The organism is Allobosea sp. GW821-FHT10B12 (assembly GCF_059415545.1).
The window spans coordinates 514,142-534,155 of sequence record NZ_JBWKNL010000004.1 but is presented as its reverse complement, the minus strand read 5'-3'; the positions used below and the strand labels follow the sequence as shown (position 1 = coordinate 534,155).

Sequence of the window (20,014 nt, the reverse complement as noted above, 5' to 3'; positions counted from 1 at the left end):
AACGGCGCGCCCTGCCTTCCGGAGCCACGCCCTTGCCCGCTTCCCGCTCCATCCTGCTGATCATCGGCGGCGGCATCGCCGCCTATAAGTGCCTGGAGCTGATCCGGCGCCTGAAGGATCACGGCATCGCCTGCCGCTGCATCCTGACCAAAGCAGGCGAGCAGTTCGTCACGCCGCTCGCGGTCTCCTCGCTCGCCGGCGAGAAATGCTTCACCGACCTCTTCTCGCTGACCGACGAGGCCGATATCGGCCATATCGCCCTGTCACGCTCGACCGACCTCCTGGTCGTCGCGCCCGCCACCGCCGATCTGATCGCCAAGATGGCGAACGGCCATGCCGATGACCTCGCCTCCACCGCGCTCCTGGCCACCGACAAGCGCATTCTGATCGCGCCAGCGATGAACCCGAAGATGTGGGAGCATCCGGCAACGCGGCGCAACATGGCGACGCTGCAGAAGGACGGCGTCCTCGTCGTCGGCCCCAATTCCGGCGCCATGGCCGAGCGTGGCGAGAGCGGGCCCGGCCGCATGGCCGAGCCACACGAGCTGCTGGCGGCGATCGAGATGGCGCTCGCCGGCGAAGCCCGGCAGCAGCCCTCGATCGGCTTCCTCGGCCGTTTGCCCGGCGGTGCGCCGTCTGGCCCCAAGCCGCTTGCTGGCAAGCGCGTGCTCGTCACCTCCGGGCCGACGCATGAGCCGATCGATCCGATACGCTATATCGCCAACCGCTCCTCCGGCAAGCAGGGTCACGCCATCGCGGCAGCCGCAGCAGCAGCAGGCGCCGAAGTGACGCTGATCTCAGGGCCGGTGACCATTCCCGATCCCGCCGGCGTCACGACTGTCCATGTCGAGAGCGCCCGCGACATGCTGGCGGCGACGGAAGGCGCGCTGCCGGCCGATCTCGCGATCTTCGCCGCCGCCGTCGCCGACTGGCGCACTGCAGACGCCGCCGGCCAGAAGATGAAGAAGGACGGCAGCAAACCGCCGCACCTTGCCCTGGTCGAGAACCCGGACATCCTCGCCACCATCGCCGCGCGCGAGATCGACCGACCGGCCCTGGTCGTCGGCTTCGCCGCGGAGACGCAGAACGTCGTCGACTATGCCCGCGCCAAGCTGGCGAAGAAGGGCTGCGACCTGATCGTCGCCAATGATGTCGGCGGTACCGGCGTGATGGGAGGCGACGCCAACACCGTCCACCTCGTCAGTACCGACAGCGTCGAGACCTGGCCGACCTTGCCCAAGGCGGAAGTGGCAGCGCGCCTCGTCGCGCATTTCGCCGATCTGCTGACGCAGAAGGGCTGAGGCCGATGGCGACACTCCGCATTAGGCGCCTGCCGCACGCCCATGACCTGCCGCTGCCGGCCTATGAGACGGCCGGCGCCGCCGGGCTCGACCTGCGCGCCGCTCTACCCGACGGGCCGCTGCAGCTGGAGCCGGGCGCGCGGCTGCTGGTGCCGACTGGTCTCGTGCTCGAATTGCCTGACGGCACCGAAGGCCAGGTCAGGCCACGTTCGGGCCTGGCGCTGCGCCATGGCGTCACCCTGCTCAATACGCCCGGCACGATCGACGCGGACTATCGCGGCGAGGTCAAAATCATCCTGATCAATCACGGGCAGGAGGCCTTCACGATCAGGCACGGCGACCGCATCGCCCAGCTCGTCGTCGCGGCGGTGCTGCAGGCTGAGATCATCGAGGTCGCAGAGCTCAGTGAAACCGCGCGGGGCGCTGGCGGCTTCGGCTCGACAGGCATGAGCGACGCTGCCCCGCGGCAGGCAGCCGGAGGCAAGGCATGATCCAGCTCTCGCGCCGCAGCCTGCTCGCGGTCACCGCGGTAATCGACATCGCCCTGCATGCCCGGCCCACCCCGGTCGCGGCCAAGGCGCTGGCGGCGCGGCACGAATTGCCGCCGCGCCATCTCGAAACCGTATTGCAGGCGCTGGTCAGGGTCGGCATCCTCAAGGGCGTGCGCGGCCCGCGCGGCGGCTACGAGCTCGCCAGGGAACGCCGCCGCATCACCGCCGGCGAGATCGTGCGCGCCGCCATGCAGGCCAATGCCGACGAAACCCTGCCGCCGCTGCCGCGTTCCGCGCTGGTGGATGCGGTGGTCGACCCGATGATGCAGCAGGCCATGGAAGCTTGGCTCGCCAGGCTCGATGCCGTCACCGTGGCCGATCTCTGCCGCGAGGCTGAGGAGCGCGCCGCCACTGGGAAGCCGACAGCCGACACAGATTTCACGATCTGATCCGTTAAATACTTCATTCCTCGACATATTTTGTGATTTGATGCTAGTTTGAATCCAGGTTCTCGATCCAAGACTACCTGACAAGATCACCAGCAAGGGAGGCCGTCATGGCCGATGCAGCGCAGAAGCCCGCCCATGTCCCCGGCCGCGGCCGCGTCTACAACTCGATCACCGACACGATCGGCGACACCCCGCTGGTACGCCTGAACCGCCTGCCGGCCGAGCGCAGCGTCAACGCGACGATCCTCGCTAAGCTCGAATTCTTCAACCCGATCTCGAGCGTCAAGGACCGCATCGGCGTCTCGATGATAGACGCGCTCGAAGCCTCCGGCGCGCTCAAGCCCGGCGGCACGCTGATCGAGCCGACCTCGGGCAATACCGGCATCGCGCTCGCTTTCGTCGCTGCCGCGCGCGGCTATCGCCTCATCCTGGTCATGCCCGAGACGATGTCGCTCGAGCGCCGCAAGATGCTGGCCTTCCTCGGCGCCGAGCTGGTGCTGACCCCCGGCCCCGGCGGCATGCGCGGCGCCGTCGCCAAGGCCGAGGAGCTCAAGAACGAGATTCCGGGCTCAATCATCCCGCAGCAGTTCGAGAACCCGGCCAATCCGGCGATCCACCGCAAGACCACGGCCGAGGAGATCTGGAACGACACCAACGGTGCGGTCGACATCGTCATCTCCGGCGTCGGCACCGGCGGCACCATCACCGGCGTCGGCCAGGTGCTGAAGGCGAAGAAGGCTTCAGTGAAGATGGTCGCGGTCGAGCCCGAGGATTCGCCGGTGCTGTCGGGCGGTCAGCCCGGCCCGCACAAGATCCAGGGCATCGGTGCCGGCTTCGTGCCGGGCATCCTCGACCGCGGCGTCATCGACGAGGTCGTCACCGTCGGCAACCAGACCGCCTTCGAGACCGCCCGCGCGCTCGCCAAGGCCGAAGGCATCCCGGCCGGCATCTCGTCGGGCGCAGCCATCGCCGCAGCGCTGGAGGTCGGCGCCCGGCCGGAAAACGCCGGCAAGACGATCGTGGTGATCATCCCCTCCTTCGCCGAGCGCTACATCTCCAGCGCGCTGTTCGAGGGTCTGTGATCCCAGCAAACCTGCAGATCGTCCGGGTCAGCGAGGCCCTGCCGGACGATCTGCCAGCCTTGCAGGATGAGGCGGCGGCCGAGGGCTACCGCTTCGTCGAAGGTATCCTGGAAGAATGGGATGCCGGCCGCTATGCGGGCGAAGACGAGCAGAGCACGCTGCTGGTCGTCTATCGCGAGGGCGCGCTGGCAGCGATCGGCGCGGTGACGCCCGACCCTTACGACCCCGCTCCCGACCTGCTGCGTATCGGCCATGTCTATGTCCGGCCGGGGAATCGGCGCGAAGGCGTCGGTCGTGTCGTTGCCAGCGCCTTGATCCAGCAGGGCCTCGCGCTGGCGCCGCGGCTTTCGCTCAATGCCGCCGATGCCGGCGCATCCGCCTTCTGGGAGGCGATGGGCTTTTCGCCCGATCGCGGCGGCGCGCGCCGCAGCCATCTGCTCACGCGCTGAGGGGCTCAGGCCCGGAGGGTGACGCGATTGCCCCAGGGATCGACGGCCGACGCGGCATCGCCACCGGACGCCGCCATGCGCCGGCTCAGCGCCGCGCGAGCCTCCTCGTCGCGCGCGACCAGCTCGAAGCTCGCCAAACCCGCTTCATTGTCCCGGCGCGGCCCGGCACCACGGCTGTGCCAGGTATTGGTCGCAATGTGGTGGTGATAGCCGCCTGTCGCCATGAAGCTCGCGCCGGGATAATGCACCATCACCTCGAAGCCGAGCGCATCGCGATAGAAGCCCTCGGCCTGCTGGACGTCGCCGACGCGCAGATGGATATGACCCATTACCGTGCCCTCCGGCATGCCGGCATAGGTGCGTCCGTCAGCGTCGCGCAGCAGCGCGTCGAGATCGAGCCGCTCGGTCGCCATCTTGAGCCGGCCGCCGTCGAGGCGCGGCCATTCGGCGCGGCTGCGGTCGCGGTAGATCTCGATGCCGTTGCCCTCGGGATCGGAGAGATAGAGCGCCTCGCTGACCAGGTGGTTCGACGCGCCTTCCAGCCCGATGCGCCTCTCGGCGGCATGCCGCAGCCAGTTGCCGAGGTCGCTGCGCGAGGGCAGCAGGATTGCCATATGGAACAGACCGGCGGCCGAGGATGGATGCTGCGCGCCGGCCTCCAGCTTCACCAGCGGTTCACCGCCGGCGCCGAGCACGGCACGGTCGGCATCCTGGCTGATGACCGAGAGCCCGATCGCATCGCGGTAGAACGCGGTCAGCCCGGTGAGATCGCGCACGCGCAAGGAGACCGCGCCGATATGGACGGGCGCGTCGAGCGCTTCATTGCGAAGGGGCTGGGCCAGAGTTTCTGCAGCAGTGGACATGGGATTGCTCCGAACTTACGGGCGGCGACATCGCTCGCCAGCAAAATGGGGCTTTCAGCCGCGCTTGTCGTCCCCTTGCGGGGCAAGTCCGAGATTGCACCTGCGCAATCGAAAACTGCAGAGTCATTGCCAGGATCGGCAACAATGCTGCCTTGCTTGATTTCGGGGTAGTCGGGTAAGGCTCAAGTGGTGCGGCCGACCTCGCGCGCCACATCCGAAAACGGCCGCATCGCACTGTCCGGCCGCGTCGCGATAGACAGGAAGCGGGCGGCGAAAGCGAGCGAGTCGCGCTGGCTTGGGCTGAGCTGTTCGCAGCGCTGCCTGTCGGAAAGCCCGGTCTGTTCCGCTTCGATCAGTGCGGCCTTGAGCTGAGCCTCGCTCAGGGCGCCCGAATTCACCAGTGAGCGCAGCACGGCGGTGAAGGCGAGCAGCATGCCTTCGAGCTGGAGATTGGCGACGTTCATCTCGTCCTCCCGACGCTTTCGATCGGGCGGTCGGACGGCCACCGGACAAGCCTGCGCCGGGGGCCGCGTTTCGGCGCCCGGCGCATCTTGGCATGTCGGGCCGGTCAGGGCGACCGGCTTGTCGGATCAGGCTGCCTGCGGCTGCTCGGCCGGCGGGAGATAGGCGCCCTGGAAGGTCGTCATCACATGCGCAACCATCTCGCGGGCGATGTGGAGCTGATCGTCCTCGAAGGCGATCGTCCGCGGCGAGTTGAGCACGATCTCGTAGCTCGGGAAGTAATCGACATAGTCGAAGCGCCGGAACAGCTCCTCGGCCACCGCCCGCAGCAGCGATTTCGAGGCGCTGTTGGCGACGATCACGTCGGCATCCTTGAAGGTCGCGCCGAACGGCACCGGCGAGACGGTGACGACGAAGCGCATCTCCGGATTGCAGTGCTCGCGGATCAACCCGATGATGTCGAGCATGTCGGCCAAAGTCGCGTCATAGCCGTAGTCGACGAAGCGGAAGCGCTCCGGCATGCGCTGCAGCCAGCTCGGCCCGGGATGGGCATTCATGGCGATCCCCGTCTCGGCATCGAGCCAGGTCTCGGTCAGGCCGAGGGTGAAGAAGCAGATCTTCGCCTGCTTGATCGTCGCCGTCGCTTCGGTCAGCCGCTTGCGATTGGCGAAGGCCGTGTCGCGGTCGAGCAGCTTGAGGCCACTGGCGTGCGGATCGAACCACTGCCCCGGCGCAAGCTCGATCAGGCCATCATTGGGATAGTCCTCGCCGCGCAGCACGCGCTTCAACTCATGCGTCATCGAGCGGACCGAGTACTTGTTGAGCGCGCCGCGGGAAAGCTGGCCGCGATCGGCGCCGCCGCCGCGGCCGGTCTCTTCGTCCCAGCTTTCGAAATGCTCGGCCGGCACACCGTGGCCGCGCAGCAGCAGCGGCAGGCCGCGCATCATCAGGAGGTTCTCGACCTCGCGCGCGAAGCACGAACCCATGGTGAAGATCGGCCAGGTCGGGTCGATCTTGAACTTCGGCTTGTGCTGGACGGCAAGGTAGTTGCCGGTGGTCAGCCGCTCCTTGGCCATCTTCTCAGGCTTGCCCGAGATCCAGCCGCGCACGGGATTGCCGCGCATGATGGTAAGGGCCGTGCCTGCGTCGTACTCGATCTTCATCGATCGTCTCCTGGTTCGTGCAAACCTCTCGGCTCGACGTTGCGGACTGCGGAAGTCCCGTAAACTCGCCGGGCGGTCGCTGATGGCCCGGTGACCTCCGGGCGTTTCCTCCAACCGGCGCGATCTTTGCCGCGCCGGGCCTGTTCACATGCGGTGGGGAATGCCGTTGCGGTCGAGGAAGCCGCGCATCCGGTCGTAGGAGGCGGCATAGCTCTTCGCGAGGTTGTTCAGCGCCGCCTCCTGATAGACGGCGCGCCAGCCGCCTTCGGCCAGGGCCGCTTCCGGAACGACCGGGATCTTCAGCGTCTCCGCCAGCTCCTGGCTGCGCGTGTCATAGGCGACGAGCACGCCCGGCACGCCGTGCGCGACGGCCGGCAGCACGCCATGGACGCGATAGCCGACGGCAAGATCGATCGAGCGGGCGAACTCGTCATAGCGCTCGACGTCGAAGAAGGAGAACAATTGCTTTTCGTAGATGCGCCGCATCGGCGCATCATCCGGGCCGTCCCACCACTTGGTTTTCACGAACTCCGCGACCGCCTTCTCCTTCGCGGCGCCATCGCGCAGGAAGAACGCCTTCTCCTCCTGCTCGCCATGCGAGGACATCACCATCTCGCTCTGGCTGTCGACCTTGAGCAGCGCGGCCTTCTGATTGCGCAGATAGGCCTCGGGGTCGGCGGTGTAGCTCTTGTCGGCCTCGCGCCGCAGGCTGAAGGCGACCTTGCGGATCTCGCGCTGGTCGGGAATACGGATCCTGAGGTCGCGATTGCGGGTCCGGAAGATCGAGGGGCAGCCGACGACCTCGACATTGCGGATGCCGTTCTGGCGCAGGGTCTCGGCGCTGAAGGCGCCGCGCACGCCGATCGAGGCGCAGCGCTCGGCGACGATCGACCAGAAGCGCCTGGAGGGCTCGGGCAGCTCGATCCTGCGGTTCTGGCTCGCCTGCGCGCCGACGCCGATCGCGTAGACCGGCAGCTTCACCCGCTCCAGCACCTCGACGGCGCGGAACCATTCCATGTTCTCGTGGATGAAGTTCGAGCCGCGCACGAAGACGAAGTCGAACTCGCTGGCATAGCGCTCGATGTCGGCCTCGGTCGGCGACATGATCTTCATAGGCTCCAGATGCGCATAGCGCAGGAGCTTCAGCGTCGAATCGTAGACGATCATGTCGCCGATGTTGAAATAATCCGAGAGCAGCTTCTCCATCGGCGCGCGGTACCAGCGCACCTTGTCGTGCTCATGCACCTCGCCGGCCGGATAGATCACCAGCGCGCGCAATTTGGTCTCGGTCGCGATCGGGCGCAGGTTCGAGCCCGGGGCGAGCGTGCCTGTGGCTGCGTCAGCGATCGCGACCGAGTGGGGGCGCCCATTGGGCATACCTGGCAGCGGGATCGTCAATTCGGCGACATCCGCTTCGCCGGTGACGATCGCGCCGGGATGGATGGTGGCGTAGTCCTGCCCGTCGAGCATCAGCTTGAGTGCCGGCCAGCTCCGGTCGGGCCGGCGCCCGATCGCGACGACGACCTCGCCGGTGGTGGCGCGCAGAATCTTGATGGCGTTCTCGGCCGAGACCACGGAGCCGAGATTGAGCACGGGCGCGTTCATGGCCCCTCCTTGACGAATTGAACCTTGAGGCGGACCAGATCGCGGTCTGGGCCGAGCTTGCAGTCGGCGACCTTCATCCTGGTCATGAAGAGATAGGCCTCGTCGCCGGTGGTCTCGAAATTGCGCGAGCGCGAGGCGGGGTCGGCGAGGGCGCCATAGCCGTAGCGCAGCCGGTCGCTGCAGTTCTTGCTCCACATCGTCGGCTGCACCATCAGCGTCTGCAGCGGCGACCAGCGGATCAGGTCGTCGGACCAGCTATAGGCGACCCGGCCGCCGGCGATGTTCTGGCTGGGGTCGGGGCCGAGATGGAGGAGCGCCAGCCATTTCCCGCTCGCCTCGTGCCGGGTCAGCGATCCCACCGTGGTCGGTAGCGGCTTGAGCGTCTGGCAGGGTCGCGCCTGGCTGAGATCATCGCGATAGGGATCGACGGCGCGGATGGTGAAGTCCTGCCCGTCATAGGCGCGCCAGGAGGTCGGGTCCTTGATGTTGGTCGAGCGGAACAGGCAGACGCCGTTCTTCTGGCCCTCGCCCCCGGTGGTCATGATCAGCGCATACCAGGCGCCGTCCTTCTGGACGATGTTGGACGGGTTGAAGAAGCCGCGATGCCGGCCCTGGCCGACCTCCTGGGGAAAGCCCGGCGCCGCCACCAGCGGGCGCGGCTCGTCGGTCTTGAAGCTGAGACCGCCATCGCTGGAATGAGCGGCGGTGACGACATTGTACCAGCAGCTCATCGCATCCTTGAACCGGCAGGCGCCGGGATGCTTGTCGGCATGGTACTCGGCGTGCACCAGCGCCTCGACATTGCGGCCATCGCCGGTCCAGGTCGCGGCGATCCAGCTCTTGTCGCTGAACTGGCTGGGATCGGCGCTGCTCTTCGCCTCGAAGGAGACGGCGCAGCTCTTGCGGATCGCGCCGAGATTGCCGCCGATCAGCGGCCGGCTGCGATAATGGCTGGCGAAGGCGACGACCTCGCCCTTGTTGTCGCGGAAGGCGCGCAAGGGCGCGTCCGGCAGGTCCCATTCCTCGCAGCGCTCGCGTGCCCAGGAGACGACCGTCTCCTCCTTCGCGTCGGGAGCGATCTCCAGCCGGTAGCCGGGCCCTTTTTGACCCGGCGCCTGCTGGGCTAGGCCAGCGACGGGAATTGTGACTGCCAGCAATGCCGCCGGCAGCCAGGCGAAGGCGGTGCGGGCGCTCCTCATGCCACCTTCCTTTCCGGCTCGGGAGCCGGCGGCGCGGACGGGGCGGCAGCAGCGGGCCTGACCATCTTGTGGTCGACCTTGTTCTCGCTGAGAAAGGCGCTCATCGCGCCATAGGTCCGGGCATAGGCCGCGTTGAAGCGGTCGAAGAGCGCCTGGTCCCAGTATTCTTCCAGCCTGAACGGCTTGTCGCCGAAGACGTCGACGCTCGGGATCTGGAAGGTCTCGGCGAACTCGACGGTGCGGCTATCATAGGTGAAGTAGATCGAGGGCGTGCCGTTGGCGAGCGCCATCAGATTGCCGTGCAGCCGGTAGCCGAGCACGAGATCGAGCTTGCGGACGAGCTGCTCGTAGCCGGCAACCACATCCGAATAGAACATCCGGTCGCGGTAGAGCGCCTGCATCTGCTCATCGAGATACCAGGCCATCGCCCAGCCGTTCTCGCGCAGGGCCGCCATGCCCTCCTGCTTCTGCTCGGGCGTGCCGAGAGCGAGCTTCTTCTCCTCGACCTCGCCCTGCGACATTAGCGTGACCTCGAAGCGATCCGCCATCGCCTTCACCAGGTCGCGGTGGAAGGTCAGGTAGCGCTTGATGTCCTTGGCGTAGTGCTTGGAGACCTCGCGACGCAGGGTGACGCCGACCTGCTTCACGCTGTCGAGCGCCGGCAGGCGGATGGCGAGGTCCGGCCGGTTGTTGCGGAAGGCGGTCGGGCAGCCGATGATCCGGGCATTCTTGATGCCGAGCTCGTGCATCACCTCGGCCGAATAGGTGCCGCGCACACCGACCGAGGCGGTCGAATCCGAGATCAGCTTGAGGACGGTCTTGCTGTCCTCGCTGAGCTCGAGCTTGCCGCTGACCGGGGCCTGCGCCCCGATGCCGAAGGCGAGCACCGGCAGCTTCAGCCGGCGCAGCACCTCTGCGGTGCGGCTCCAGTTCATCCCGGCATGGACATAGTTCGAGCCGCGCAGGAAGACATAGTCGAACTCGGCGTTGAACCGGTCGATCTGGGCAGGGTCGACGCTGGTGATCGGCAATTCCTCGAGCTTCTCGAAGTTGAGCAGCTTCAGCGAGGAATCGAAGACGAAGGCGTCGCCGATGTTGTGGTAGTGGTTGATGTGGCTCTGCAGGTCGGCGTGGCGGTACCAGCGGACATTGTCGTGGTCGTAGACTTCGCCGGACGGGCTGATCACGAGGATGCGGGCCATGGTTGCGTTCTCCCTTCTTGTGTCCGCGCAGCTCACGCGATCATCGGCGCGGCGGCGCGATTGGCCGGAGCCGGCATGCCCCGCTCGGCGATCAGGCGCTGGTAGAGCGCGAGATGCTGGTCGGCGCAGTCGACATGGCTGAGCGGCTTCTTGATGCCGGAGCGCAAGCGCTCCCAGAGCCCGGGCTCGCTCAGCGCCCGGGTCATGCAGTCGACGAGGTCCTCCGGGCTGCCGGAGCGGAAATGCAGTCCGTCGACCTCGTCGGTGATCTTCTCGGCCATGCCGCCGAGATTGCTGGAGAGGATCGGGCGGCCGTGGAAGAAGGCCTCCTGGATCACGATCGGCGAGTTCTCCCACCAGACCGAGGGCATCACCACCCAGTCGACCGAGCGCATCAGGTTCGGCATCTCGTGGTTCTGGAAGGGGCCGCAGAAGCGCACGCGCCGCCCCGCTGCCTCGACCAGATCGGCGAACTTCTTCTTGTATGCCTCGGGCTGGCGGTCGAGATTGCCGCCATAGACTAGGAGCATGCTGTCCTCGCCCCAGACCTGCTCCGGGATGCGGGTGACGGCGTCGATCAGCACGTCGGCGCCCTTATAGGGCGTGAGCTGGCCGAAATAGGCAAAGCGCGAGCGCCGCCCGTTCGCTTCGGGCCCCGGCCGCGGCGGCGCGACCTCGGCGACGTCGATGCCGTTCTCGATCACCGAGAAGCGCTCGGCCGAAAGCCCCCATTGCTGGTAGCGCTCGGCCAGGAAGCGGCTCGGCGAGATGAAATGGTCGGCGAGGTTGAGGATGCCCTTGATGAAGGTCTCGCGCGCCAGGAAGCGCGACGGCGAGATATCCGGGAAGCAGGCATTGCAGTCGCTCGGCGAGGCCCGGTAGCAGAGCTTGAAGGCGCCGGTCTTCACCATCTGACCGTGATGGTGGCAGATCGAGAGATATTCGTGGAAGGTCACCACGATCAGCGCGTCCGGCAGCGTGTCGCGGACTGCGAAGATGCATTCGAGGCCGAGGCCGATGAAATGGTGGAAATGCACCACGTCGGGCTTCAAGTCGCGCAGCACGCGGACGAAATCGCGCTCGATCTCGTCGGTGGCGCGGTTCGACAGCAGGAAGTGATCGTATTCCTCGGCGTAGTAGAGCAATTCGCCGCCGCGCTGGCGCAAGCTCATCAGCGCCGTGCCGGCATGGCGCGGCGTCGGCGCCCCGACCCGGGCGAGGTAGTGGGTGTCCACCTCGCTATTGGCCTGGAAGCCCTTGTGCAGGTTGTAGGAGGCGACTTCGGCGCCGCCGAGCGAGAACGATGGGTGGCCGTGCGAGACGACGAGGATACGCATGCTCATCCTCTCATGTTGGAAATGGCCAGCGCCCAGCGCCGGTCGAAACTGGTGCGGTCGGCGAGGCTGATCAGCGCGCCGACATGCGGGCGGGTCTCGGCGTCCTCGACGACATAGACCTCGACCTCCGGCACCCAGAGCGAGGGGACGCCGTTCATCCGCAGCTTCAGGCAGAGATCGAGGCCCTTCTCGCCGGTGGTGAAATAGCTGCGCGAGAAGCCGTCGACCTCGATGAAGGCGTTGCGCGACATCACGCAGCATTCGGTCGCGCCGGCAGCGACCTCCATCGGCCCGAGGCTGCCGATCGCATCCAAGGGATAGCCGACGAAGCGGTTGTAGACGCGCCGGCTGGCGCCTTCGCCTTCGAGCCAGGCGCCGGCCCAGCGGATCGAGTTGTCCTCGAACAGCAGGGTCGGGCTCGCCACGCAGTGGCCACCGCGACCGCGATAGGCGCGCTCCAGCCGTCCGAGCCAGCCGGGCATGCGGATCTGCGCGGCACCGGAGAGGAGCGCCACCGTCTGGAAGCGGCAGGCGCGCACGCCCGCTTCCAGCGCATCGCAGCTGTCCTCGACACCCTCGACCAGCACGAGCCGGACCTGGAGCCCGTAGAACTTTGCCAGTCGGCGCGCCTCGGCGCCGAGCCGGTCGAAGCTCTCGCCGGGAGCGGCGACGACGATCGGCAGCGGCCGGATCTCGGGATCGATCGCCAGCAGGGCGAACAGGCTGGAAAGCTCGCGCTGGCGCTGGTCGAGGCCGATCACTAGGCCAAGGGCGGCGTCGGCGTTGAAGCGGCCAATGTCGTGCGTCTCGATCGCCTTTGGCGGCGCGATCTCGGCGGCCTGCAGAGCCGGCGCGATCTGCTTCTCGACCACGGCGGTCGCGGTCGAGGAGCGCGGGTCGAGCAGGCCGAAGACCCGCTCCAGTGCGCGCCGCGCCGGATTGCGCCCCGGTGCGAGCGGCAGGAAGGCCGGACCGTGACCCTCGACCTCGAATTCGAGATAGAGCGGCTGGCCGGGCTCCGGCAGCAGCTTCGGCGCGAAGACGATGAAGCCGTGGCTGTTGCGCCGGCTCGCCATGGCCGGGCCGAAACGCGGGTCCTCGGCGAAGGCGGCGGTGACGTCCGGGCGGACGGCGCGGGTCCAGCTCTTGTCGATGGCGCAGGATTGCGTGCCGCTGCGCAGCACGACATTGCCGACCTGGCGTTCGGGATCGAACAGCCAGCCGATGATCAGGACGCCTGCGCCCTCGACGATGGTGGCGTCGTCGATACCGGCCCGCACCGGCTGCTCGAGGAAGGAAATGGTGTCGCGCCCGTCAAAGCGCTGCGAGGCGTGCTTCAGCTTCTCTGCGGTCGCCGGCGGCGCGGTTCCACGCTGCAGCCCGTCGCGGAGATGGCCGGGCACGGTGATCTGCTCGAGCAGGACATGGCGGTCATAGACCTCGAGCGCGCGCCAGCCGTCATTGGCGCGGAAGAACAACCGCTCGATCTCGCTGGGGTGGCGGATCGCACACTCTTCCAGCAGGCCGAAGAAGCCGCAGGCGCCCTCGCCGAGATCGTCGCGCTCGAAGGTTCCGGCCTCCAGAACGGCCGGCGACAAACCGCCATGGGCGATCAGCAGCTTGGTCCGTCCGGCTGTGAAGTTCGAGGTCCAGCCCTGCAGGAAGATGCCCTCGTCGAGCGGGCCCATCACCTCGACGAAACCGCCGGGCTTGGCGACCGATTGCAGGAGCATGCCAACGGCGCGCAGGCGGCGCGGATTCGACTTGCCAGCGAGCAGCACCTCCAGCAGCCCGTCGACCACGGTCGGGAAGGCCTGGCCGGCCTCGTCGGCAAGCGCCGCGAGGAAAGCCTGCAGCGGCATCGGCTTCGGCGCCAAAATCAAACGCAGTGGTCGGCCGGGCCGGCCGAGCAGGATCGCGCCGGAGCCGGCGCGGTCCGGCGACGGAGCTGGGGCGAGACAGAGGAAACCGGTGGCGTGCGCGGCGTCGGCCTGCGGCCGGCGCCAGGTCAGCGCCATGGTCTCGACCCGGTTGCGCGGATTGCCGTCGACCGCGACCGGCACCTTGCCAGGCAGCGCATCGCAGGCGCTCATCACCAGGATCGCGTTCTCGCCAAGCGGGGTCCAGGCGACGGTCGGCGCCGGGCTGAGCATGGTCCGCTCGGGGATGATGACCTCGTTCATGCTCAGCCACCCATCAGCATGACGGTGAGCGTGACGAAGGAGAGCACCGCCGACAGCCCCGAGAGGAAGCCGAGCACGACGGTGACCTGCCGAAGCGGTGCCTTGGCCTCCTTGCGGATCGCGACCAGCCTGTCGTCGAAGGCGCGCAGCGTCTGGTCGAAGCGCATCTGGAAGACGTCGATCTCGGCGAGACGCGCGGCGATCGCGCCATTGCCCTCGACCTCCTCGGATTGCCTCACCTCGGCCTCGCGCTGGCGGTGCTGCGCCAGCTGCACGCCGAGCTCGCCGACCTTGTCGAGCAATTCCTTCTGGGTCAGCTGCGAGCGTCGCTGCAGCGCGATCAGCGCCTCGACGCGGTCGAAGAAGCGGGCGAGCGGCACGGCGATCGCCGCTTCCGCCGCAAGTTCGGCCGCCGGCGGCAGGCGCAGTTCGAGCTCGGCGCCGGTGCTCGGCGAGATGCCGACGATGGTCAGCGCCTCGCGCGCCGCCGCAGTCCGGTCGTCGAGCTCCATGGCGAAGGCGTGCCTGCCGTCGCCGATGCCGTTGCGGCGCAGGTCGATGCGGCCCTGGTCGGCCACCGCCTCCTGCACCTTGAGGCCGTTGCGCATCAGGCGCACGGTCAGCCGTTCCTCGGGACGGGCCTCGTCCCAGATCCAGCCATGCAGCCGGTTGCCGTCGAGCGCATCGACGCGCCCGTTGAGTTTTGCCGGGGTCTCGCTCGCTTCGCTCACGGTACCGTCCGGACTGTGCATCGTCGTCATGCTGGTCATGCCGCCTCCGCCAGTTTGAGTTGATCGAACAGGGCAAGGTGCGCCTGCGCGCAGTCATCCATGCCGGGTTGGGGATCGATGCCGTCGACGAGACGGTGCCAGAGCCCGTCCTCGCTCGCGGCGCGGGCCATCGCCTGCGCGAGATGTCGTGGGTCACCGGGACGGGCGTGCAGCCCATCGACGCCGTCGCGCACCATCTCGGCCATGCCGCCGATATTGCTGGCGATCACGGGCCTGAGGTGCTGGAAGGCTTCCTGGATGACGAGAGGCGCATTTTCGTACCAGATCGAGGGTGTCACCACCCAGTCGACCTCGGCCATCAGCGCTGGCATCTCGTCGCGGCGATAGGGGCCGCAATGCACGACTTCGGCGCCTGCCTCCGCCAGCGCCTTGTCCAAGGCGGAGGTGAAGCTTTCGCTTTGAAATGGCGCGCCGCCATGGATGCGCAGTTCGAAGCTGTCAGCGCCCTCGTCACGCAGGAGCTTGGCGGCTTGCAGCAGCGGCAGCACGCCCTTCCACGGGTTGAGGTTGCCGAAATAGCCGAAGCGGTTGCGGGCGCCATGGGTGTGCCGGTGCGGCACCGGGATTTGCGCCGGCCTGGCATTGGCGACGACCTCGATCTTCTCGCCCGGCAGCCCCCAATCGATATAGCGCTGGCGCAGGAAACGGCTCGGCGAAACGAAGCGGTCGACAGCGGCAAGATGCGTCTTGAGGAAGCGCTCACGCAGCAGGAAGCGATCGGGGCCGATCTCCGGGAAACAGCCATGGCATTTGCCCGGCGAAGCACCGGTGCAGCGCTGCTTGTCGCTGGTGCGCACCATCAGCCCGTCATGGTGGCAGATCGAATAGTAGTCGTGCAGCGTCATCACGATCGAGGCCTGCGGCAGCAGACGCCGCGCCAGCGCCAGGAACTCGGCGCCGATCAGCACGAGATGATGGATGTGGATCACATCCGGCCGGAATTCGGTCAGCAGCGAGCCGAGGTCCTGCAAGGTGCCGTAGTGGTCGATCTGGCTGAGGTGGAAGCGGTCGAAATGGCCGCTCCACAGCAGGAGGTCGCCATCGGCCCCGGTCGCCTGGAAGGCGGTGCCGGGATGCGGCTGGCGGTGGATCGCATTGGTCGCGCCGAGGAACAGCACCTCGCAGCCCTCGCTACGATAGGCGCTCGCCAGGTCATGCGCGAAGATCTCGGTGCCACCCGGATGCAGATCCGGATGGTTATGGGCGACGACGAGGATGCGCCGGCTCATCGCTGGATCCCCGGTTTCACCGCGACCAGCAGGTCCTGGTAATGAGCCGAGCTCTGGCCGCGCCAATGGCCGGGGTCGAGCCGCTCGACCGCGAGGCCGGCTTGCGTGGCATGCTCCAAGAGAAAGCCGGCATCGACGCCGGCCGCCGCCAGCGGCGCCTCTTCGATCGCGTACCAGCCGGGTCCCTCGCCCCAGCGCCGGAACTTCAGACGCTCCTGGCCGGTGCTCTGGCCGTCGAGCGCGAAGGCGGTGAGGAAAAGCCGTCCGCCCGGGGCGAGGAGGCGCGCCGCCTCGTTCAGGTACACCACCAGCTCGTCGGGCGGCAGGTGCGTCGCCACCGAGGTCATGGTGATGAAGTCGAAGCTCTGGTTGGCGAAGCCGAAACGCACCTCGTTGCCGGGCAGCGAGCCCTGCGGGTTGTAGAGAGGGTGGGCGATGTCGAGGCGCTGGAAACGGAAGCGCGGATAGGCCGGCGTGATCGTCTGGGCGCACCAGAGGATGCCGTCCATGACCGGATCGACGCCGTCATAGCTGCCGCGCTCGGGGTCGAGATACTGCGTCAGCGGCACCGCCATGCGGCCGATGCCGCAGCCGATGTCGAAGACGCGCTCATGCGGCTTCAGCCGGCCGATCCGGACGAAATGGCCGAGGAATTCGGCGCCGATGGCGCGATAGTCGCCGTCGCCGACGAAAATCGAATCCGGCGGTGGATGCGGCAGGAAACGATTCGTCTGGACATGGGCCATCAGCCAGGCAAGCTCGGGCGTCGCCGGCGCGATCGCAGGAGCCGGTTCCGTGGTCTGTCGCAGGGCGAGGGTCGCCGTCATGCCGCTGTCGCCCTTCTGAGATTGGCGCGGGAGAGAAGGAATTCGGGATCGGGGCGCATGTCCGGCGTCGGCACGGCCTGCTGCTGCACTGCCGGCTTGTCGACCGCCGCCATCAGCGCCTCGATCTGCGCATCCCAGCGCCTGGTCTGGAGCCAGGAATTGTGCTGCGAGGCGACGCCGCGGGTGTAGTCGAGGCTCTTCGAGATCGACTGGCGCTCGAGATGGTAGAGCGACACGCTCGGGACATAGACGATGCCGAGCCCGGCCCGGGCGATCTTGAGGCAGAGATCGCTGTCCTCGTAATCGCCGATGACATAGCTGTCGTCGAAACCGCCGACCTCCATGAACAGCGCCCGTGGCATCACGATGCAGGCGCCGGTGACGCCGGGCACCGGCCGCTCGACATTGGCCGGCGCGTAGCCGCTCGGCATACCCTTGAAGTAATGATGGTTGAGCCAGGTGCCTTTACTGTCGCGCTTGAAGAAGAGCCCGGCATGTTGCAGCGAGCCGTCATCGTAGAGCAGCTTGGGGCCGACAGCGCCGGTACGCCGATGCGGTTCGAGCCGCTGCAGCAGCGCCGGCAGCCACCCCTCGCTGTCGGGGATGACGTCGGAATTGACGAGGGCCAGCGCCTGCCCGCGCGAGGCGGCCGCGCCGGCATTGCAGGCGGCCGAGAAACCGCCATTGCGGCCCATCACCACGAGCTGCATCGGTAGTCCATAGGCGAGGAAGAGTCCGCCGAGGAGATGGGCAACCTCGCCCTCATGCTCGGGCGAATCGAGCACGTAGATCAGCTCGGCCTTCTCGGCGAACCAGCGATCGGCCGCGAAGGCCGAGACCTGGACGCGCAGGAAATCGTAGACGCGATAGAGCGGGATCACCACCGAGACCGCGGGGCTCGCTGGCCCCTTGCCGAAGCTTTTGATGCGCGGCTCCGGCTGGCTCTCGCGCAGTGCCCTCTGGCATTCGGAAAGCACCGGCGCGATCGTCCGTTCCAGCATCTGCGCGGTCACGTGCTGCGGCGGGATCGCAGCCAGCGCCCGAGCACGGATGGCGACGGCGTCCGCCGGCTGCACGGCGGGACGCAGCGACAGCACGGTGCCGGATTTCAGCTTGAGCTCGACCCGCGGCTGCAGCACCGGCGCGCCGGCGGCGTAGCCGGGGATCAGCGCCGCGAAGCCGGTGGCGCGCTTGACGTCGCCATTGGAGCCGGCCGGCAAAAGCGCGGGGAAATGGTCCAGGTGCTCAAGCACCGGCGTCGGCTCGCCCTCGGAACGATGCAGCAGCACTTCGTCGAGCAGCCCTTCGGCGTCGCGATACCAGCCGCCGAGCAGGAGTCCGGCCGGTGTCGTGACGGCGAGGTCGAGTTCGGCTGACGGCAAATCGTCATTGCGGCGCACGGTCTGAGCCGCGAGCGGCAATCGCCGCTGCATCTCGATCGCCAGCAGGCGGCCCTGTTCGGAGAGGCCGGAGAGCTGCTCGACCAGCCAACTGCGCAGACCATCGCGCTGGCTGGCCTTGCCGGCCCACCAGCGACCCAGCGAGGGGATATCCTGCCGGGCCGCGACGGAGCGGACGATGAGGCCGGATTCAGCCTGCAGGATCAGCAGGCCGCCGGCCTGCGGCGGAAAGGCGTCGATGATCAGATGCAGCGGCCGGTTGCCGGCACGATCAGCGCGGCCGAGTCGCGGCCGGCCTGGCAGGCGTACGAGCCCGCCGGTATCGAGCCGATAGGCGGTGCGAATGCCCGAGAGCCGGCCTGGAACCGCAGATTCCAGCAGAACCTTGCCTTCGGTGAGCCGTGAGACCGGCGTCGCCGCAGAGGGCTTACGGGCGAGAATCAGCAGGAACTGGCGCAGGAAGCCGAGATAGCCGGCGGCCTGGCTGAGCCCGAACAGAGTGGGCCAGTGGCCGACCAATGCGTTGGCGAGCATGCGGCGCGCATCCGGCGTCGCGTCCCGCGCAAGATCCTCCGCATCGGCCATGCCGTGGACGAGATCGGGATCGAAGCGTGCGGTGGTGTCGCCGCCCGGGCTGTCGTCGGACAAGGTCGCAACGACCTCGCCGGGTCCGCCATGACGGAAGACGACGACGACGCGCATGCGCCCATCGCCGAGGGGAAGGACGACCGAACCGGAGGCGAGGCGCTTCTCCTGCGCCGCGAGCATGATGCGCGGCCGCGAGAGCACGGGAGCCTCGATGGTCCAGCTCAGCAGGAAGACCGAGCCGCTCAGCCTGGAGAGATGCAGCTGCGGGCTCAGGCCGTCCGCCACCGGAGCGGGCGCGAGAGAGAGCATGAGTGCCATGTTCCGAAAGAGCAGGAGGGTGGCGCCGGCCGGAACGAGGCCGGCCGGCGCCGTATTGTCGTCAGGCGACCGAGAAGTAGGAGTTCGGGTCGGCCTGAATGTCTTCGGCGGTGACCCCGACAATCGTCACGGTATCGCCATTGCCGAGATCGACGACGGCATTGCCGCCCACGGTGGTGGCACGCGCCGCCACGTCCTCGGCCGAACCGATATCGGTGCCGTTGATGCCGCTGGAGATCTGCAGCAGATCGTGGCCGGCATCGAAATCGAGCACGACATCGTTGCCGCCGCCGCCATTGAAGATGAAGACGTCGTCGCCGGCGCCGCCGGAGAGAACATCGTCACCCGCGCCGGCGAAGAGCAGATCGTCGCCCGCGCCGCCCTGAAGGACGTCGTTGCCAGCGCCGCCCTCGAGCACGTCGCTGCCAGGGCCGCCCTGCAGGACGTCATTGCCAGCGCCGCCGAGCAGGATGTCGTCACCCGGCCCGCCCTGGAGCAGGTCGTCGCCGTCGCCGCCACGCAGCACGTCGTCGCCGGCATTGCCGCGCAGGATGTCGTCGCCAGCACCGCCGTCGAGAACGTCCTCGCCCTCGCCGCCGAACAGGCTGTCATTGCCTTCGCCGCCGGTGAGCACGTCGTCACCCTGGCCGCCGAAGAGCGCATCATTGCCCTCACCGCCGGACAGGAAGTCGTTGCCGCCGTCGCCGTACAGCAGGTCGTCACCCTCTTCACCGAAGAGCGAGTCAACCTGGTTGCCGCCGTGGACGATGTCGTCCCCGGCGCCGGCAAGGATCACGTCACTGAAGCGTGTCCCAATCAAGAAATCGTCGAATGCACTGCCTTCGATCGTGGCCATTCGTCACCTCCTCGGTGATCTAAGAGCACCACCAGATATGCGGAGAACGTCCGCCGCTCGTTCTGGGTCACGGTGCGATTTCGACAGCGAGCAAAAGACCCGCCATCGTGCGACGCTCGTGAGATTAGCCAAGATATATGTCGTATCAAGCAATCTATTATGACTTTTTTGCGATGCAGCAAAGTTTCTGTCATTTATATATTATTGAGCCAAGGATTA

18 protein-coding genes are annotated in these 20,014 nt (G+C 67.4%); 5 read left to right on the top strand and 13 right to left on the bottom strand.

Annotated elements, in window-relative coordinates; all coding sequences use genetic code 11:
* The first annotated feature begins 32 nt into the window (after positions 1-32).
* From AC07O0_RS17185 to AC07O0_RS17165, 5 genes are all read left to right on the top strand, one after another.
* A complete protein-coding gene (locus AC07O0_RS17185) occupies positions 33-1,301 on the top strand; it encodes a phosphopantothenoylcysteine decarboxylase domain-containing protein (RefSeq protein ID WP_494624897.1) in 1,269 nt (422 codons plus the stop codon).
* A 5-nt stretch (positions 1,302-1,306) separates the two neighbouring features.
* Complete coding sequence (gene dut / locus AC07O0_RS17180) at positions 1,307-1,792, top strand: dUTP diphosphatase (protein WP_494624896.1); 486 nt, start codon at positions 1,307-1,309, stop codon at positions 1,790-1,792.
* A complete protein-coding gene (locus AC07O0_RS17175) occupies positions 1,789-2,241 on the top strand; it encodes an RrF2 family transcriptional regulator (protein ID WP_494624895.1) in 453 nt (150 codons plus the stop codon). The genes dut and AC07O0_RS17175 overlap by 4 nt, the downstream gene beginning before the upstream one ends.
* 107 nt (positions 2,242-2,348) lie before the next feature.
* Positions 2,349-3,323: a cysteine synthase A gene (gene cysK, locus AC07O0_RS17170; protein ID WP_494624894.1), complete on the top strand. Its 975-nt coding sequence runs from the start codon at positions 2,349-2,351 to the stop codon at positions 3,321-3,323.
* Positions 3,320-3,772 carry a GNAT family N-acetyltransferase gene (locus AC07O0_RS17165; RefSeq protein WP_494624893.1) on the top strand — a complete coding sequence of 151 codons (453 nt, stop codon included), beginning with the start codon at positions 3,320-3,322 and terminating at the stop codon, positions 3,770-3,772. Before cysK ends, AC07O0_RS17165 begins: the two co-directional genes overlap by 4 nt.
* 5 nt (positions 3,773-3,777) lie before the next feature.
* Here the strand turns inward: AC07O0_RS17165 and AC07O0_RS17160 are convergent, their stop codons facing one another.
* From AC07O0_RS17160 to AC07O0_RS17100, 13 genes are all read right to left on the bottom strand, one after another.
* Entirely contained in the window at positions 3,778-4,635 is an 858-nt protein-coding gene (locus AC07O0_RS17160) for a VOC family protein (RefSeq protein ID WP_494624892.1), read from the bottom strand.
* A 182-nt stretch (positions 4,636-4,817) separates the two neighbouring features.
* Positions 4,818-5,099, bottom strand: coding sequence for a hypothetical protein (locus tag AC07O0_RS17155; protein ID WP_494624891.1), 282 nt, complete (start codon positions 5,097-5,099; stop codon positions 4,818-4,820).
* A gap of 126 nt (positions 5,100-5,225) precedes the next feature.
* Positions 5,226-6,260: a GSCFA domain-containing protein gene (locus AC07O0_RS17150; protein WP_494624890.1), complete on the bottom strand. Its 1,035-nt coding sequence runs from the start codon at positions 6,258-6,260 to the stop codon at positions 5,226-5,228.
* 144 nt (positions 6,261-6,404) lie between these two features.
* Positions 6,405-7,865, bottom strand: coding sequence for a polysaccharide pyruvyl transferase family protein (locus AC07O0_RS17145; RefSeq protein WP_494624889.1), 1,461 nt, complete (start codon positions 7,863-7,865; stop codon positions 6,405-6,407).
* The gene (locus AC07O0_RS17140; protein WP_494624888.1) at positions 7,862-9,064 is read right to left on the bottom strand and encodes a hypothetical protein; all 1,203 of its coding nucleotides are present in this window, start codon (positions 9,062-9,064) and stop codon (positions 7,862-7,864) included. Before AC07O0_RS17140 ends, AC07O0_RS17145 begins: the two co-directional genes overlap by 4 nt.
* Complete coding sequence (locus AC07O0_RS17135) at positions 9,061-10,266, bottom strand: polysaccharide pyruvyl transferase family protein (RefSeq protein WP_494624887.1); 1,206 nt, start codon at positions 10,264-10,266, stop codon at positions 9,061-9,063. Before AC07O0_RS17135 ends, AC07O0_RS17140 begins: the two co-directional genes overlap by 4 nt.
* Positions 10,267-10,298: 32 nt before the next feature.
* Positions 10,299-11,603, bottom strand: a complete 1,305-nt coding sequence (locus AC07O0_RS17130; protein WP_494624886.1) for a glycosyltransferase family 4 protein — start codon at positions 11,601-11,603, stop codon at positions 10,299-10,301.
* A 2-nt stretch (positions 11,604-11,605) separates the two neighbouring features.
* Positions 11,606-13,786, bottom strand: coding sequence for a glycosyltransferase family 2 protein (locus AC07O0_RS17125; protein WP_494624885.1), 2,181 nt, complete (start codon positions 13,784-13,786; stop codon positions 11,606-11,608).
* 2 nt (positions 13,787-13,788) lie between these two features.
* Complete coding sequence (locus AC07O0_RS17120; RefSeq protein WP_494624884.1) at positions 13,789-14,556, bottom strand: hypothetical protein; 768 nt, start codon at positions 14,554-14,556, stop codon at positions 13,789-13,791.
* Positions 14,553-15,806 carry a glycosyltransferase family 4 protein gene (locus tag AC07O0_RS17115; protein WP_494624883.1) on the bottom strand — a complete coding sequence of 418 codons (1,254 nt, stop codon included), beginning with the start codon at positions 15,804-15,806 and terminating at the stop codon, positions 14,553-14,555. The genes AC07O0_RS17120 and AC07O0_RS17115 overlap by 4 nt, the downstream gene beginning before the upstream one ends.
* Positions 15,803-16,633 (bottom strand): class I SAM-dependent methyltransferase, encoded by an 831-nt coding sequence (locus AC07O0_RS17110; protein ID WP_494624882.1) that lies wholly within the window; start codon positions 16,631-16,633, stop codon positions 15,803-15,805. Before AC07O0_RS17110 ends, AC07O0_RS17115 begins: the two co-directional genes overlap by 4 nt.
* The gene (locus AC07O0_RS17105) at positions 16,630-18,930 is read right to left on the bottom strand and encodes a glycosyltransferase (protein ID WP_494624881.1); all 2,301 of its coding nucleotides are present in this window, start codon (positions 18,928-18,930) and stop codon (positions 16,630-16,632) included. The genes AC07O0_RS17110 and AC07O0_RS17105 overlap by 4 nt, the downstream gene beginning before the upstream one ends.
* Before the next feature lie 70 nt (positions 18,931-19,000).
* Positions 19,001-19,795, bottom strand: a complete 795-nt coding sequence (locus AC07O0_RS17100; protein ID WP_494624880.1) for a calcium-binding protein — start codon at positions 19,793-19,795, stop codon at positions 19,001-19,003.
* Positions 19,796-20,014 lie beyond the last annotated feature (219 nt).

Coding starts and splice junctions, on each gene's coding strand:
- dut (WP_494624896.1), top strand. CDS start 1,307: ATGGCGACACTCCGCATTAGGCGCCTGCCGCACGCCCATGACCTGCCG.
- AC07O0_RS17175 (WP_494624895.1), top strand. CDS start 1,789: ATGATCCAGCTCTCGCGCCGCAGCCTGCTCGCGGTCACCGCGGTAATC.
- cysK (WP_494624894.1), top strand. CDS start 2,349: ATGGCCGATGCAGCGCAGAAGCCCGCCCATGTCCCCGGCCGCGGCCGC.
- AC07O0_RS17160 (WP_494624892.1), bottom strand. CDS start 4,635: ATGTCCACTGCTGCAGAAACTCTGGCCCAGCCCCTTCGCAATGAAGCG.
- AC07O0_RS17155 (WP_494624891.1), bottom strand. CDS start 5,099: ATGAACGTCGCCAATCTCCAGCTCGAAGGCATGCTGCTCGCCTTCACC.
- AC07O0_RS17150 (WP_494624890.1), bottom strand. CDS start 6,260: ATGAAGATCGAGTACGACGCAGGCACGGCCCTTACCATCATGCGCGGC.
- AC07O0_RS17145 (WP_494624889.1), bottom strand. CDS start 7,865: ATGAACGCGCCCGTGCTCAATCTCGGCTCCGTGGTCTCGGCCGAGAAC.
- AC07O0_RS17140 (WP_494624888.1), bottom strand. CDS start 9,064: ATGAGGAGCGCCCGCACCGCCTTCGCCTGGCTGCCGGCGGCATTGCTG.
- AC07O0_RS17135 (WP_494624887.1), bottom strand. CDS start 10,266: ATGGCCCGCATCCTCGTGATCAGCCCGTCCGGCGAAGTCTACGACCAC.
- AC07O0_RS17130 (WP_494624886.1), bottom strand. CDS start 11,603: ATGCGTATCCTCGTCGTCTCGCACGGCCACCCATCGTTCTCGCTCGGC.
- AC07O0_RS17125 (WP_494624885.1), bottom strand. CDS start 13,786: ATGAACGAGGTCATCATCCCCGAGCGGACCATGCTCAGCCCGGCGCCG.
- AC07O0_RS17120 (WP_494624884.1), bottom strand. CDS start 14,556: ATGACCAGCATGACGACGATGCACAGTCCGGACGGTACCGTGAGCGAA.
- AC07O0_RS17115 (WP_494624883.1), bottom strand. CDS start 15,806: ATGAGCCGGCGCATCCTCGTCGTCGCCCATAACCATCCGGATCTGCAT.
- AC07O0_RS17110 (WP_494624882.1), bottom strand. CDS start 16,633: ATGACGGCGACCCTCGCCCTGCGACAGACCACGGAACCGGCTCCTGCG.
- AC07O0_RS17105 (WP_494624881.1), bottom strand. CDS start 18,930: ATGCTCTCTCTCGCGCCCGCTCCGGTGGCGGACGGCCTGAGCCCGCAG.
- AC07O0_RS17100 (WP_494624880.1), bottom strand. CDS start 19,795: ATGGCCACGATCGAAGGCAGTGCATTCGACGATTTCTTGATTGGGACA.